Source organism: Actinokineospora sp. UTMC 2448, from assembly GCF_024760565.1.
GTDB classification, from domain to species: Bacteria; Actinomycetota; Actinomycetes; order Mycobacteriales; family Pseudonocardiaceae; genus Actinokineospora; species Actinokineospora fastidiosa.
The window spans coordinates 1,573,805-1,588,185 of record NZ_CP031087.1 but is presented as its reverse complement, the minus strand read 5'-3'; the positions used below and the strand labels follow the sequence as shown (position 1 = coordinate 1,588,185).

16 protein-coding genes are annotated in these 14,381 nt (G+C 73.0%); 7 read left to right on the top strand and 9 right to left on the bottom strand.

The genetic code is table 11. The features are described from left to right. Positions 1-25: 25 nt before the first annotated feature. From Actkin_RS07595 to Actkin_RS07580, 4 genes are all read right to left on the bottom strand, one after another. Positions 26-1,405: an NAD(P)(+) transhydrogenase (Re/Si-specific) subunit beta gene (locus Actkin_RS07595; RefSeq protein WP_258906497.1), complete on the bottom strand. Its 1,380-nt coding sequence runs from the start codon at positions 1,403-1,405 to the stop codon at positions 26-28. Continuing rightward, complete coding sequence (locus tag Actkin_RS07590; RefSeq protein WP_189212004.1) at positions 1,402-1,698, bottom strand: NAD(P) transhydrogenase subunit alpha part 2; 297 nt, start codon at positions 1,696-1,698, stop codon at positions 1,402-1,404. Before Actkin_RS07590 ends, Actkin_RS07595 begins: the two co-directional genes overlap by 4 nt. Further along, positions 1,699-2,787 carry a Re/Si-specific NAD(P)(+) transhydrogenase subunit alpha gene (locus tag Actkin_RS07585; RefSeq protein ID WP_189212005.1) on the bottom strand — a complete coding sequence of 363 codons (1,089 nt, stop codon included), beginning with the start codon at positions 2,785-2,787 and terminating at the stop codon, positions 1,699-1,701. It lies immediately after the preceding gene. A 126-nt stretch (positions 2,788-2,913) separates the two neighbouring features. Further along, positions 2,914-3,540 (bottom strand): TetR family transcriptional regulator, encoded by a 627-nt coding sequence (locus Actkin_RS07580; protein ID WP_258906495.1) that lies wholly within the window; start codon positions 3,538-3,540, stop codon positions 2,914-2,916. 135 nt (positions 3,541-3,675) lie between these two features. Here Actkin_RS07580 and Actkin_RS07575 point away from each other — a divergent pair, with 135 nt between their 5' ends. From Actkin_RS07575 to Actkin_RS07560, 4 genes are all read left to right on the top strand, one after another. Further along, on the top strand, positions 3,676-4,752 hold the full coding sequence (locus tag Actkin_RS07575) for a ferredoxin reductase (protein WP_309569122.1): 1,077 nt from the start codon (positions 3,676-3,678) through the stop codon (positions 4,750-4,752). A gap of 9 nt (positions 4,753-4,761) precedes the next feature. Next, the gene (locus Actkin_RS07570) at positions 4,762-5,868 is read left to right on the top strand and encodes a fatty acid desaturase family protein (RefSeq protein WP_258906493.1); all 1,107 of its coding nucleotides are present in this window, start codon (positions 4,762-4,764) and stop codon (positions 5,866-5,868) included. A 17-nt stretch (positions 5,869-5,885) separates the two neighbouring features. Then, positions 5,886-6,134, top strand: a complete 249-nt coding sequence (locus Actkin_RS07565; protein ID WP_189212009.1) for a hypothetical protein — start codon at positions 5,886-5,888, stop codon at positions 6,132-6,134. Positions 6,135-6,329: 195 nt separating this feature from the next. Next, positions 6,330-6,629 (top strand): hypothetical protein, encoded by a 300-nt coding sequence (locus Actkin_RS07560; protein WP_189212010.1) that lies wholly within the window; start codon positions 6,330-6,332, stop codon positions 6,627-6,629. Positions 6,630-6,695: 66 nt separating this feature from the next. On the opposite strand, the gene Actkin_RS07555 is transcribed toward Actkin_RS07560, so the two are convergent. From Actkin_RS07555 to Actkin_RS07540, 4 genes are read right to left on the bottom strand one after another with little or no spacing between them, the layout of a single operon-like run. Then, positions 6,696-8,237, bottom strand: coding sequence for an acetolactate synthase large subunit (locus Actkin_RS07555; RefSeq protein WP_258906492.1), 1,542 nt, complete (start codon positions 8,235-8,237; stop codon positions 6,696-6,698). Positions 8,238-8,250: 13 nt separating this feature from the next. Next, positions 8,251-9,624 carry an FAD-binding oxidoreductase gene (locus Actkin_RS07550; RefSeq protein WP_258906491.1) on the bottom strand — a complete coding sequence of 458 codons (1,374 nt, stop codon included), beginning with the start codon at positions 9,622-9,624 and terminating at the stop codon, positions 8,251-8,253. Positions 9,625-9,660: 36 nt separating this feature from the next. After that, a complete protein-coding gene (locus Actkin_RS07545) occupies positions 9,661-10,695 on the bottom strand; it encodes an NAD(P)/FAD-dependent oxidoreductase (RefSeq protein WP_258906490.1) in 1,035 nt (344 codons plus the stop codon). A 10-nt stretch (positions 10,696-10,705) separates the two neighbouring features. Beyond that, complete coding sequence (locus Actkin_RS07540; protein ID WP_189212014.1) at positions 10,706-11,287, bottom strand: TIGR03086 family metal-binding protein; 582 nt, start codon at positions 11,285-11,287, stop codon at positions 10,706-10,708. 70 nt (positions 11,288-11,357) lie between these two features. On the opposite strand from Actkin_RS07540, the gene Actkin_RS07535 reads away from it, so the two are divergent. Genes Actkin_RS07535 through Actkin_RS07525 form a run of 3 tightly spaced genes read left to right on the top strand, consistent with a single transcriptional unit; the run spans position 11,358 to position 13,613 of the window. Beyond that, a complete protein-coding gene (locus Actkin_RS07535; RefSeq protein ID WP_229787085.1) occupies positions 11,358-12,116 on the top strand; it encodes a helix-turn-helix domain-containing protein in 759 nt (252 codons plus the stop codon). Between the two features lie 10 nt (positions 12,117-12,126). Continuing rightward, positions 12,127-12,543, top strand: coding sequence for a GNAT family N-acetyltransferase (locus Actkin_RS07530; RefSeq protein ID WP_258906489.1), 417 nt, complete (start codon positions 12,127-12,129; stop codon positions 12,541-12,543). A gap of 14 nt (positions 12,544-12,557) precedes the next feature. Further along, positions 12,558-13,613, top strand: coding sequence for an FAD-dependent oxidoreductase (locus Actkin_RS07525; protein WP_258906487.1), 1,056 nt, complete (start codon positions 12,558-12,560; stop codon positions 13,611-13,613). On the opposite strand, the gene Actkin_RS07520 is transcribed toward Actkin_RS07525, so the two are convergent. Then, entirely contained in the window at positions 13,603-14,370 is a 768-nt protein-coding gene (locus Actkin_RS07520) for an SGNH/GDSL hydrolase family protein (RefSeq protein ID WP_189212016.1), read from the bottom strand. The genes Actkin_RS07525 and Actkin_RS07520 overlap by 11 nt on opposite strands. Between the last annotated feature and the right edge of the window lie 11 nt (positions 14,371-14,381).

The following is a 14,381-nucleotide window of genomic DNA, read 5'->3' as shown; positions in this document are numbered from 1 at the left end:
TCTCCACCCGCGCGGGCGGCCGCGGCTACAGGTTCTTCAGCTCCTCGGTGACGTCCGACACCGACGCCTTCGCGTCGCCGAACAGCATCGCCGTCCTGGGGTCGAAGTACAGGGCGTTGTCCACGCCCGCGAACCCGGTGGCCATGCCGCGCTTGAGGACGATCACCGAGCGGCTCTCGTCGACGTTGAGGATCGGCATGCCGTAGATCGGCGAGGACGGGTCGGTGCGGGCCGCCGGGTTGGTGACGTCGTTGGCCCCGATCACGATGGCCACGTCCGTGCGGGCGAACTCGCCGTTGATCTCGTCCATCTCCTTGAGCCGGTCGTAGGGCACGTCGGCCTCGGCGAGCAGGACGTTCATGTGCCCGGGCATGCGGCCCGCGACCGGGTGGATGGCGTAGTAGACCGCGACGCCGCGGGCCTCGAGCAGGTCGGCCATCTCGCGCACGGCGTGCTGGGCCTGCGCGACGGCCATGCCGTAGCCGGGGACGACGATGACCTGGTTGGCGTAGGCCATCTGGACCGCGGCGTCGGCGGCGCTGGTGCGCCGGACGGTGCGGTCGCCGTCGACCTCGGCCGCCGGTCCGCCGCCGCCGCCGAAGCCGCCCGCCACGATGGCCGGGATCGAGCGGTTCATGGCCTTGGCCATGAGGTTGGTCAGGATCGTGCCGGACGCGCCGACGATCATGCCCGCGACGATCAGCGCGGTGTTGTCCAGCGCGAGGCCCATCGCCGCGGCGCTGAGGCCGGTGAGGGCGTTGAGCAGCGAGATGACCACCGGCATGTCCGCGCCGCCGATCGGCAGGACCACCAGCACGCCCAGCGCGGCCGACAGCACCAGCAGCCCGATGACCAGCAGTTCCGCCGACGCGCCCGCGACGATCGCGGTCCCGCACGCGAGGCCGCCCACCAGCAGGAGCAGGTTGATCGGCTGCTGGAGCCGCCCCGCGCCGATCGGGCGGCCGGGCAGGATCTCCTGCAGCTTGCCGAAGGCGATCAGCGAGCCCCAGAACGACACCGAGCCGACCAGCGCGGCGAACAGGCTCGCGACGGCGACGTAGGCGGCCTCGTGGGCGAAGCCGTCGCTCTGGCGGAACTCGACCCACGCGATCAGCGCGACCGCGCCGCCGCCGACGCCGTTGAACAGCGCGACCATCTGCGGCATCGCCGTCATCTTCACCCGGCGCGCGGACGGCACGCCGACGGCGGCGCCGATGGCCAGGCCGAGCAGGATCAGCCACCAGTTGCCCATGCCGGGGATCATCAGCGTGGCGATCACGGCCACGCCCATGCCCGCCGCGGCGATCCAATTGCCGCGCACGGCAGTCCGGGGACCGGTCAGGCCCATGAGGCCGTAGACGAAGAGGGCGAAGGCGACGATGTAGAGGATCTGGACGGCGGTCATCGCTTGGCGTCCTTGTCGGAGCGGCCCTTGAACATGCCGAGCATCCGGTCGGTGACCAGGAAGCCGCCGACGACGTTGATGGTGCCGAAGGCGATGGCGATGACCAGCAGGATCTTGTCGAGCGTGCCCTCGGCGCCGAGGCCGAGGACGATGAGCCCGCCGAGCAGCACGATGCCGTGGATGGCGTTGGTGCCCGACATCAGCGGGGTGTGCAGGGTGTTGGGCACCTTGGAGATCACCAGGAAGCCGACGAAGCCCGCGAGCACGAGCACCGCCAGGTTCTGCAGCAGCATCTACTCCCCCTCCCGCGTCACGCACGCGCCGCGCACGATCTCGTCGGCGAAGTCGGGCGCGAGCGCGCCGTCGTCGGTGATGAGCAGCTCGATCAGCGCGAGCACGTTGCGGGCGTACAGCTCGCTGGCGTGCTCGGGCATGGTGGCGGGCAGGTTCAGCGGGGCGGTGACGGTGACGTCGTGGGCGACGACCGTGCCGCCGGGCTCGCTCAGCTCGCAGTTGCCGCCGGACTCCCCCGCGAGGTCGACCACCACGGCGCCGGGCCGCATCCCGCGCACGGCCTCGGCGGTGACCAGCCGGGGTGCTGGCCTTCCGGGGACCTGCGCGGTCGTGATCACCACGTCGAACCCGCCGATCGCCTTGCCGAGCTGGCGCTGCTGCTCCTCGCGCTCGGCGTCGGTGAGGGCGCGGGCGTACCCGCCGCTGCCGGTGGCCTCGATGCCCAGGTCGAGCCACTGCGCGCCGACCGAGCGGACCTGCTCGGCGACCTCGGGGCGCACGTCGTAGCCGGTGGTGTGCGCGCCGAGCCTGCGGGCGGTGGCCAGGGCCTGCAGCCCGGCGACGCCCGCGCCGAGGACGAGCACCTTGGCGGGCGGCACCGTGCCCGCCGCGGTGGTGAGCATCGGGAAGAACCGGGTCAGGTGCTCGGCGGCCAGCAGCGCGGCGCGGTAACCGGCCACGTTCGCCTGGGAGGACAGCGCGTCCATGGACTGGGCGCGGGAGATGCGCGGGATCGACTCCATCGCGAACCCGGTGACCCCGGCGTTGCGCAGCGTCTCGATCCCGGCCGGGTCGGTGAGCGGGGCGAGGAAGCCGATCACCGTGGCCCCGGGTTTCAGCCGTGCCGCCTCCTCGGCGGTGGGGGCGGCGACCTTGACCACCAGATCGGCCTGCCACGGGTCGCCGAGCACGGCGCCCGCCGCCGTGTAGGCCTCGTCGGGGATGAGCGCGGCGGTGGCGGCTCCCGGCTCGACGACGACGTCGATGCCGCGGGATCGGAGCCGTTCGACGACTTTGGGCACGAGCGCCACCCGCCGCTCACCCGGAGCGGACTCCTTCGGGACGCCTACGCGAGTGTTGGCCGTCACACCGGATGGTTTACCACCTCATGGGTGCTCTCCGGCAGGGCGTGCCAGTTGCCGTTCACTGACAATCATGGGCTGACCTGGGGAAACACCCGAAAAATAACAGTCCGTACGTTCGGCTTGCCAGTGCTAGCGCGGGCTCCGCCACTGCGCCGTGCCCAGGGCGATGATCCGGAGCTGGCGCTCGCCCACCCGGGTCGCCTCGGCGACGTGGTCGGGGTCGCGGGGGCGGTCGAGCAGGGCGGTCACGATGCCGAGCATCGCCGAGACCATCAGGTCGGCGACCATCCGCAGGTCCTCGGTGTCCCATGCGGACAGCCCCGGGAACCGGGCCAGGTCGGTGGCCAGCTCGCTGCCGATGAACCGCAACTCGGTGGCGATGGCCCTGCGCACGTCCGGGACGCCGCCGTGGCGCTCGCGGATGAGGAAGCGGAAGTGGTTCTCGTGCGCGAGCACCTGCTCGGCGATGATCCGGACCGAGCCGCGGATCGCGTCGTCCACTCTGGTGCGGCGGGCGTCGCGGAGCATGTCGCGCAGGGTGCGCATGCTCTCCTCGACCAGGGCGACGCCGAGCTCGTCCATCGAGGCGAAGTGGCGGTAGAAGGCCGTCGGGACGATGCCCACCTCGCGGGTGACCTCGCGCAGGCTCAGGCCCGCGAGGCTGCTGCGGTCCAGCAGGCGCAGGGCGGCGTCCAGCAGCGCCTGCCGCGTGCGCCGTTTGCGTTCCTGCCGAATCCCCAGGGCCACTTCGCTCACCTGCGTGAGCGTACGCGCGTGATCCACCCGGTATCCGCCCACCTTGTTGCGGTTTTCACAGCTTTCCACGTTGACACCCGACCTCGTCCCGCGCTCCACTTTTCAGTGTACGCACGTTCACTATGACCGGAGGACATGATGGCGGTCACCGCTGGACTCCGCCTGCTCGAAGCCCTCGCCACCCCGCATGGCCTGGACAGATACCTCGAACTGGTCCACCCGATGCTGACCGTTCGCGAGCTGCGCGGTCAGGTGACAAGCGTGCACCGAACCACCTCGGACACGGTCACGCTGACCATCCGGCCCACCCGACGGTGGCGCGGGTTCCGATCTGGGCAATTCGTCCGGTTGTCGGTCGTGATCGACGGCATTCGGCGGACCCGCTGCTACTCCCCTTCGACCTCCGAGCACCGCCCCGGCTCGTTCGACCTGACGATCAAGGCGCACGACGGCGGGCTGGTCTCCCGCTGGCTGCACGCCAACGCCCGGACCGGGCTCGTGGTGCACCTGTCGCAGGCCGAGGGCGAGTTCACCCTGGACACCGCCCGACCGCGCCGGGTGCTGCTCGTCAGCGGCGGCAGCGGCATCACGCCCGTGCTGTCGATGCTGCGCACCCTGACCGACGAGGGCCACGACGGCGAGATCGTGTTCCTGCACTACGCCTACCGCCGGTCCGATGTGCCGCACCTGGCGGACCTGCGGGCGCTGGCCGACCGGCACCCGAACGTCCGGCTCGTGCTCGGCTACACCGACGCGGCCGACGGCGACCTCCAGGGGTTCTGCACGGAGGAGCACCTGCGCGCCGCCGCCCCGTGGTTCACCGAGGCGCCCGCGTACCTGTGCGGTCCGCCCGGACTCATGGCCGCCGTCCGCGGCGTCTACGACGGGCTCGGGATCGGCGGGCTGCTGCGCACCGAGGAGTTCGCGCCCGCCCCCGTCGCCGTGGACACGGCGGAGGCCACGGGCACGGTCACCTTCGCCCGCAGCGGACGCCGCGCCCCCAACAGCGGCCGGACGCTGCTGGAGCAGGCCGAGGCCGCCGGGCTCACGCCGGAGCACGGCTGCCGCATGGGCATCTGCTTCTCCTGCACCAGCGTCAAGACCGCGGGCCGCGTGCGGGACGTGCGCAGCGGCGAGACCTCCACCGACCCGGACGAGGAGATCCAGCTCTGCGTCCGCGTCCCCGTCGGCGACGTCACCCTCGACTTGTAGAGGAACACCATGGCTCCCCAGCTCACCCCCGACCAGTACGCGGCGCTCGGCCGCGACCTCGACGCGCTCCGCCAGCGGGTGCTCGCCGACCTCGGCGAGGCCGACCGCGCGTACATCCTCGACATCGTCAAGATCCAGCGCGCCCTGGAGGTGGCGGGACGCGGGCTGCTGTTCCTCGGCTTCCTGCCGCCCGCCTGGCTGGCCGGGGTCGGCGCGCTGTCGCTGTCGAAGATCCTCGACAACATGGAGATCGGCCACAACGTCATGCACGGCCAGTACGACTGGATGCGCGACCCGGCCCTGAACTCCCGGATGTTCGAGTGGGACACCGTCGCGCCCGCGGAGAACTGGAAGCACTCGCACAACTACGTCCACCACACCTACACCAACATCATCGGCAAGGACCGCGACATCGGCTACGGCGTCCTGCGGATCGACCCCGCGCAGAAGTGGAACCCGTACTACCTGGGCAACCCGGTGTACGCGGCGCTGCTGGCGGTGTTCTTCCAGTGGGGCGTGATGCTGCACGACCTGGAGGCGGAGAAGCTGGCGTCCGGGGAGAAGAAGTGGTCGGAGACGGCCGCGGAGCGCAGGCGCATGTGGCACAAGGGCGTCAAGCAGGTCCTCAAGGACTACGCGCTGTTCCCGGCGTTGAGCGGCCCGCTGTTCCTGCCGACCCTGCTGGGCAACATGACCGCGAACCTGGCGCGCAACCTCTGGGCGTTCGCCATCATCTTCTGTGGACACTTCCCCGCCGGGGTCGAGTCGTTCACCGAGGAGGAGACGGCAGACGAGACCCGGGGGCAGTGGTACTACCGGCAGATGCTCGGCTCGGCCAACATCACCGGGAGCCCGCTGTTCCACATCCTGTCGGGGAACCTCTCGCACCAGATCGAGCACCACCTGTTCCCCGACATCCCGGCGCGGCGCTATCCGATGATCGCCCCGGAGGTGCGCGCGATCTGCGCGAAGTACGGCCTGCCGTACAACACCGGCGGGCTGGCGAAGCAGCTCGGATCGGTGTTCGGCAAGATCGTCCGGCTGGCGCTGCCGGACCGGCTGACGCGGGCGTGGAGCGGTACCGTCGAGACCGACCGCGCACGGCGCGCGGCGTGAGGGTTGGGGAGCAGCCGATGGTCAGCGAGTTCGAGACGCGCAAGGACACCATCCAGGAGCTGACGGAGTCCGCGGCCGACCACGTCGGGCGCATTGCGCAGATCATCACCGCGGCGGTGCGCGACGTGGCCAGGGAGATCGGCGACTGGGCCACCGACGTGATCGAGATGAACGAGGCCAGCCGCCGCGCCCGGGCCGACGAGCGGCGCGCGCCGTCGGCCGACCGGGAGGCGCCGGGCCCGGTGGTGGTTGACGAGTCACCTTGATGTCCCCGATCGGGTACACCCGGTTGTTGGATTTAGACCGCCGCGGACCGGTGTGGTAGTCGCGGTCGGTGCGTGCGCCGGGCGGATGGCGCGGATCGGGGACGGACAGGTCCACTCGACCGATGAATGTCCAGTGTGGTCTCCACGTGCGAGAGTCGAGATGACCGTATCGTCCGTCCAGCTAGGAGTGACTTGATGCGCACCACGGCAAGGCGAATCGGCTCCATCATCGGCGCGGCGGTCTTCGCGTGCGGCATGACCGCGACCGCCGCGTCCGCCACCGTCCCCTACGACGACCCGGTGGAGACCGATTTCGTGACCATCGATCCCCACCACCAGTACGACGGCCCCGGGGAATGCGGGGACGACTGGGAGTCCTGGGGCTTCTGGTTCACCCACGCCGAGACCGACGGTGTCTCCTGGACCCAGTTCGAGGAGTGGGTCGAGTACGACGAGGACGATGAGGACGAGGAAGTGTCGATGGACCTGCGGTAACCCCAGACCTCGCGGCGGCGTGGCGCCCCCATTCCCGACCGGGCGGGATGGGGGCGCCCGCAACTGTCAGATCAGCGAGGGCACCATGGCCTCGATCAGGTGCGGGCCCGGCTCGGCCAGCGCCCGCCGGAACTGCTCGGCCAGTTCCTCCGCTGTGCGCGCCCGGGTCGCCGGGACGCCCATGCCGGTGGCGATCGCGACGAAGTCCATGTCCGGGGTGGACAGGTCCAGCAGCGAGTTCGCCTTCGGGCCAGCGCCTTCCGCGCCCACCCTGGTCAGCTCAACACGCAGGATGGCGTAGGCGCGGTTGTTGAGCAGGATCGTGGTGACGTTGAGGTTCTCCCGCGCCATCGTCCACAGCGCCGAGATCGTGTACATCGCCGAGCCGTCGGACTGCAGGCAGACGACCGGGCGGTCCGGGCAGGCCACGGCCGCGCCGACGGCCACCGGCAGGCCCTGGCCGATCGCGCCGCCGGTCAGGGTGAGCACGTCGTGGCGGGGCGCGCCCGCGGTGGCCATCGGGATCATGAGCCCGGAGGTGTTGGCCTCGTCGGAGATGATCGCGCCCTCGGGCAGCAACGCGCCGATGACCTCGGCCCAGTTCTGCGGGGTGAGGTCGCCGCTGGGCAGCGCGGGCCGGGACTCGGCCTGCAGGACGGGCTCGACGCCCTCGGCCACCGCGTCGGCGAGCCGGTCGAGCGCGTCGGCGGTGTCCTCGCCCACCTCGGCCAGCGTGTGCACGGCGCAGCCCTCGGGGGTCAGCTCGCTGGCCTTGCCCGGGTAGGCGAAGAACGAGACGGGCGCCTTCGCGCCGACCAGCACCAGGTGGGTGACGCCGGTGAGCTGCCACTGCACCTGCTCGGCCAGGTAGCCGAGCCGGTCGACGGCGGGCAGGCCCGCGCCGCGCTCGATGCGCGCGGGGAAGGTCTCGGCGAACAGCCTGGCCCCGGTCGCCGCGGCGATCCGGCTCGCGGCGCGCAGGCCGCGCTCGCGGGTGGCGCCCGCGCCCAGCAGGACCACAGTGGACTCGCCCAGCACCCCGGCGATCTCGGCGATCCGGTCGTCGGCGACGGTCGCGCGCGCGGGCGGGACCACCTCGGCGGCGGGCTCGCCGCCCTCGCCCCAGGAGACGTCGGCGGGCAGGACCAGGTTGGCGACGCGGCCCTCGCGCGCGGCGGCCACGGCCTCCGCGGCGTCCTTGCCGACCGACGCGGTGTCCGTCGAGGTGCGGCTCCAGCCGTGCGTCCAGCCGGTGAGCGCGTTGATGTCGGACTCCAGCGGCGCGTCGAAGCCCTTGTGGGTCAGCGCGTGGTCGCCGATGACGTTGACGATCGGGGTGTGCGCGCGGCGGGCGTTGTGCAGGTTCGCCATGCCGTTGACCATGCCCGGGCCCAGGTGCAGCAGCGTCGCCGCGGGCTTGTCGGCCATCCGGCCGTAGCCGTCGGCCGCGCCGGTGACCACGCCCTCGGCCAGCGCCAGCACCCCGCGCATCCTCGGCACGGTGTCCAGCGCGGCGACGAAGTGCATCTCCGAGGTGCCGGGGTTGGCGAAGCACACCTCCACGCCGGAGTCGACGAGGGTGCGGATGAGCGATTGTGCCCCGTTCATGTGATCCATTCCGTCAGTCGAAGAGGACGCCGGGGTTGAGCACCCCCGTGGGGTCGAACGCCTGCTTGATCCGCTTCATCAGCGCGATCTTCGCCGGGTCTTCCAGGTCGAGGAAGTAGGCCTTCTTCGCGTGGCCGATCCCGTGCTCGCCGGAGATCGCCCCGCCCAGCTCCATGCTCGCGGCGAACAGCTCGCGCAGCGCCTTGGCGCGCTTGTCGGCGTCCTTCTGGAACACCGCGAGGTGGACGTTGCCGTCGCCCGCGTGCCCGCAGCCGACGACGAAGGTCTCGCTGGCCTGCGCGATCCCCTGCACGCGGGCCATGAACTCCGGCAGCGCGGCGCGCGGCAGCACGGTGTCGATCACGTCGTCGGCGCCCGCGCCCTTGGCGGTGTAGAAGGCCTGCTCGCGGGCCTCGATCAGGCGGCGCGCGGACGGGCCGGGCAGCACGTAGGCGTCGACGGCGCCGAGGGCCGTCAGCAGTTCGCCGGTGGCGGCCACGTCGTCGTCGAGGCGCTCGGCGTCGCGGTTCTCCAGCATGACCACGAGGTAGGCCTGGGAGGTGTCGCGGACCTGGTCGGGGATGCCGAGCTGCAGGTCGTGGGTGTAGGTGATCGCGCCCATGGTCATGGCGTCGATGTACTCGAGGATCAGCGGCCCGATGCCGCTGGCGACCACCTTGGGCACGGCCCTGACCACGGCGGTGAGGTCGCCGAACGGCGCGAGCACGGTGGCCTGGTGGGCCACGCGCGGCTGGAGCTTGAGCGTGGCCTCGGTGACCAGGGCCAGCGTGCCCTCCGAGCCGACGATGAGCTGGGTGAGGTCGTAGCCGGTGCTGGCCTTGACGTACTTGCCGCCGCAGCGGATGACCTCGCCCGTGGCGAGCACGGCCTCGACGCCGAGCACGTGGTGGCGGGTGACGCCGTAGCGGACCGCGCGCATGCCGCCCGCGTTGGTGGCGACGTTGCCGCCCAGGCTGCCGCTCAGCTCGCCGGGGTACACGGGGTAGACCAGGCCGTGCTCGGCGGTCTTCTCCTCCAGCTCCCGCAGCGTGACGCCGGGCTGGACGACGGCGACGTGGTTCTCGGTGTCGATCTCCAGCACGCGGTTCATCCGCTCGAAGGACACCAGGATCGCGTCCGTCCTCGGCACGGCGGCGCCGGAGAGGCCGGTGCCGGAGCCGCGCGCGGTGACCGGGGTGCCGGTCTCGGCTGCGGCCTTGAGGATCTCGGCGGTCTCGCCCGCGTCGCCGGGGGCGACCACGAACGCGGGCCGGGTCGCGACGCTGGTCAGGCCCTCGTCGCGGGCGTAGTCCTCGGCGGCGTCCGCCCCGTCCCGCACGTTGGCCGCGCCGACGATGTCGGCGAGCCGCGACCGCATGTCCGTCATTGGACTCCCTCCGCCCTTACTGGCGCGTAACAGTAGTCAGGGGAACCGATCGGGGGAAAGCGCGGCGGCGAGGCCGTCCCCCGGGTCGTCCCCGGCGATGATCGCCGCGCCGGTGGCGGCCAGCGCGGGGGCCAGCTGGATGCCGTGGCCGCCCTGACCGGCGAAGAACGCGAAGCCGGGATGGCCGTCGCGGACCCCGACGACGGGATCGCGGTCGGGGGCGAAGGTGCGCAGCCCGGCCCACGCGGTGCGGACGGTGCGCAGGCCGAGCGTGGTGACCGCGTTGACCCGCTCGACGGCCAGCGCGACGTCGAGGTCGTCGGGCTTGGCGTCCACCGGCTCGCTGGGCGTCTCGTCGGCCGGGGAGACCAGCAGCGCGCCGGACTCGGGGCGGAAGTAGAAGCGGTCTGCGGTGTCGACGACCAGCGGCCAGTCGGGCTCGACGGGCCGACCGGCGGCGATGGCGATCGTCCTGCGCAGCGGCAGCAGGCCCACGGGCGGCACCCCGGCCAGCGCGGCCACGCGGTCGGTCCACGCGCCCGCGGCCGCCACGACCAGGCCCGCGCGCACCTCGTCCGCGCCGACGGCGGCCCGCCAGCCCGCGCCGTCCCTGCGCAGCGCGGTGACCGGCGCGCCGCGGCGGATCTCGCCGCCGTGGGCGCGCAGCGCGCGGACGTAGTGCTGGTGCAGGCCCATCGCGTCGATGTCGGCGGTGCGCTCGTCGAGGTCGGCGGCGGCGATGGCCCCGGGCCGCAGCGCCGGGCAGACCTCGCGGGCCTGCTCGACGCTGATCGGCCGGGCGCCGGGGCGGCCGGGGGACGGGCCGTCGGTGGTCACCCAGAGCATGGCGCGCGGGGTGAGCACGCCATCGGGGAAGCGGGAGGCGGCGGTCAGCGCGCGGACGAGCGGGCCGCCGTAGGAGGGGACGTAGATCGCCGCGGACCGGCCGGTGGTGTGCCTGGCCAGCTCCGGCTCGGCCTCGGCGAGCAGCACCGACCCCCGGGCGGCCAGCTCGGCGGCGACGGACACCCCGGCGATCCCGCCGCCGACCACCAGCACATCCCACGCCATGCGCGCGAGACTACGGCCTCCAGCCGGGGTCGCGGCCGCTGAGCGCGAGCGCCCTGTCCAGCGCGGGCGCGTCGGCGGGAACGCCCACCTCCGGGCCGAACGCGCCCCACTGGCGCGCCATGTCCGCCATGCTCTCGACGGTGCGCAGCAAATCCGCGGCGACGTCGTCGGGGAGGGTGTACGCCTGGCCGGTGGCGGCGGCGAGGTCCCAGCCGTGCAGGGCGAGCTCGGCGGTCATCATGGTGCCGATCGTCCGCGCGGGCATCGGGCTCGACGCCATCACCGTCTCGCCCTCCCACGCGCCGGGCTCGGCCCACGCGGCGATGGAGCGGTCCACGTGGGTGGCGAAGAAGTCGGGCCAGTCCGGCTTGGCGGCGTAGTCGGTGCTCTCGTCCTCCGAGCCGTCGGTCGGCGGGGGCAGCTTGCGGGCCGTGCGCTCCAGGACGATGGCCGACCAGTGGGTGAAGTGGTTGATCAGCGCGCGCACGTCGTACTCGGCGCACGGGGTGGGCAGGTCGTACTGGCTGGGCTTGATGTTGCGGGCGATGTCCACGGCGGCGGAGGCCACCTTCGCCATCAGGTCCTGTTCCATGCCATCGACGGTAGCCGGCCCGTCTTGAACAAACGCGACAGTGTCGGCCGGTCCGATTACCGTGGGGTCCGTGCAGGTGGACCAGGTGAGCCCGGGCGTGCTGGACCCGACGACGGCGCGCACGAAGTTCGACCTGCGCAAGATCCCGCCCGCCCCGGCGCTGGCGCCGTTCGTGGAGTACTACTGGCAGGTCTCCTGGGACCTGGCCGAGGAGTTCACCCAGCGGGTCGTGCCGCATCCCAACGTGCACCTGGTGGTCGAGCCGGACGGGACGTGGGTGTACGGGGTCCTGCACGGGCTGTTCCGGCGGACGCTGGTCGGGCGCGGCCACGTGCTGGGCGTGCGGTTCCACGCGGGCGGCTTCCGGCCGTGGCTGGGCAGGCGGGTGTCCGTCCTGACCGACGAGCGCTTCGCCGCGGCCGACCTGGTGCCCGGGCTCGCCCCGGACGTCGCGCCGGAGGTCGACGCGCTGGAGGCCGCGCTGCTGCCGCTGTGCCCGCCGGTCGACCCGGTGGTGGCCGAGGTCCGGGCCATGGTCGCGGCGATCGGCGACGACCGGGGCCTGACCAGGGTCGACGACCTCGCCGACCGGTTCGGCCGGACAGTGCGGTCGGTGCAGCGGCTGTTCAACGAATACGTCGGCGTCGGCCCGAAGTGGGTCATCCGCCGGTACCGGATGCACGAGGCCGCGGCCCGCGCCGACGAGGGCGGCGCCGTCGACTGGGCGCGGCTGGCCGCCGACCTCGGCTTCAGCGACCAGGCGCACTTCAGCCGCGAGTTCCGGTCCGCCGTGGGAATCTCCCCCGCCCGCTACGCCGCGGGCAGGTAGGTTCGCGCACGTGTACGAGTTGGACGATGATCCCGGCCGCATCGACGCCGACGCCGTGTGGGCGTACCTGTCCACCGACGCCTACTGGGGCCGCTGGCGCACCCGCGCCCAGTTCGACGCCCAGCTGCGCGGCGCGTGGCGGGTCGTGGGCGTGTACGAGTCGGCGACCGGCGCCCAGGTCGGATTCGCCCGCGCGGTGTCCGACGGGGTGGCCCTGGCCTACCTCGCCGACGTGTTCGTGCTGGAGCACGCGCGCGGGCGGGGCCTGGGCAAGGCGCTGGTGCGGCGCATGATCGACGAGGGGCCGGGCGCGCGGTTCCGCTGGCTGCTGCACACCAACGACGCCCACGGCCTCTACAAGGGCTTCGGCTTCACCGGCCCGGACGACACCTACCTCGAGCGCCCGGGCATGCCGACGACGTCCTGAGCGTTGACCAGGGTGTGGAAACCGATGTGGTGGTGATCGGCGCGGGGCAGGCGGGGCTGTCCAGCGCCTACTTCCTGCGCAGGCACGGCGTGGACTTCGTCGTCCTCGACGCGAATGCCACCCCGGGCGGAGCGTGGCGGCACCGCAGGCCGGGGCTGGTCATGGAGCACGTTCACGGGTTCCACGCCCTGCCCGGTCTCGCCCTGCCCGACGCGGACCCGGACGAGCCCGCGTCGGCGGCCATCACCGACTACTTCGCCCGCTACGAGGCCGAGTTCGACCTGCCCGTCCTGCGGCCCGTCCGGGTGACGGCGGTGACCGAGGCAGGCGACGGGCGCCTGCTGGTCGCCACCGACTCCGGGGAGTGGACGACCCGGGCCGTGGTCAACGCCACCGGCACCTGGGACAAGCCGTTCTGGCCCCGCTACCCCGGCCAGGACGCCTTCCTCGGCCGCCAGCTGCACAGCGCCGACTACCGCTCGCCCGAGGACTTCCGGGGCGAGCGGGTGGTCGTGGTCGGCGGCGGCACGTCGGCCGTCGAGGCGCTGCTGGAGATCGGGCCGGTGGCCGCCGAGACGACCTGGGCGACCCGGCGCCCGCCGGTCTTCCGGGACGAGCCGTTCACCCCCGAGTGGGGCCGCGCGGCCGTCGCGAAGGTCGCCGAGCGGGTGGCCGCGGGACTGCCGCCCGCCAGCGTCGTCAGCGTCACCGACCTCGCGCTCACGTCGCGGATCAGGGCCGCCATCGCCGACGGACCGCTGCGCCGCAGGCCCATGTTCACCGAGATCACCCCGACCGGCGTGCGCTGGCCCGACGGCGCCGAGACCGAGGCCGACACGATCCTGTGGGCCACCGGCTTCCGCGCCGCGCTGGACCACCTGGCCCCGCTGCGCCTGCGCGCCCCGGGCGGCGGCATCCCGATGACCGGCACCCGGGTCACCGCGGACCCCCGCGTCCACCTGGTCGGCTACGGCCCGTCGGCGAGCACCATCGGCGCCAACCGCGCGGGCCGCGCCGCCGTCGCCGAGCTGCGGGCCTATCTGGCCGCGCCCGCCACCGCTACGGCCTGACCGGCGTCAGCTCCGGCCGCTTCGGCGCGCGGCCGTCGCCGGACGAGCGACCGGTCAGCCTGCGGCCGATCCACGGGAGCGCGTGCGTCCTCGCCCAGCGGAGTTCGGCCTTGGCGCGCTCGCGCCAGGGCAGGGGCGGCGGGGGCGGCACCGGGGCGTCCCACTCGAACTCGGGCTCGAGGCCCAGCGCGCACAGGACGGCCTCGGCGGTCCTGCGGTGGCCCTCGGCGTTGAGGTGGATGCGGTCCTCCGCCCACAGCGCGGGCGAGTCGAACACCCGCGCGGAGAACAGGTCGACGACCACCGCGTCGTGCCGCTCGGCCGCGGCGTCGACGGCGTCCAGGAGGCGGGTGATGCGCGGCAGCAGCCGGGCCGCGCCGCGCATCCTGCGGGTCGGGTCGATCACCCGGAACAGCAGGAGCCTGCCCGACGCCTCGGCGAGGCGGTCGGCGGCCTCGGTGACCCGCCGCAGCACCAGGTCGATGTCGCAGCCGGGCCGCATGACGTCGTTCATGCCCCCGGCGAAGCTGACCAGGTCCGGGCGCATCGCCGCGGCGAGGCCGACCTGCTCGTCGACGATCTGCCCGACCAGCTTCCCGCGCACGGCGAGGTTGGCGTACCGGAAGCCAGCGGTGTCCTCGGCCAGCCGCGCGGCGACCAGGTCGGCCCAGCCCCGGCAGGTGCCGTCGGGCAGGTCGTCGGACATGCCCTCGGTGAACGAGTCGCCCACGGCGACGAAGGTGGTGTGTCTGCTCATGACGAACCGGC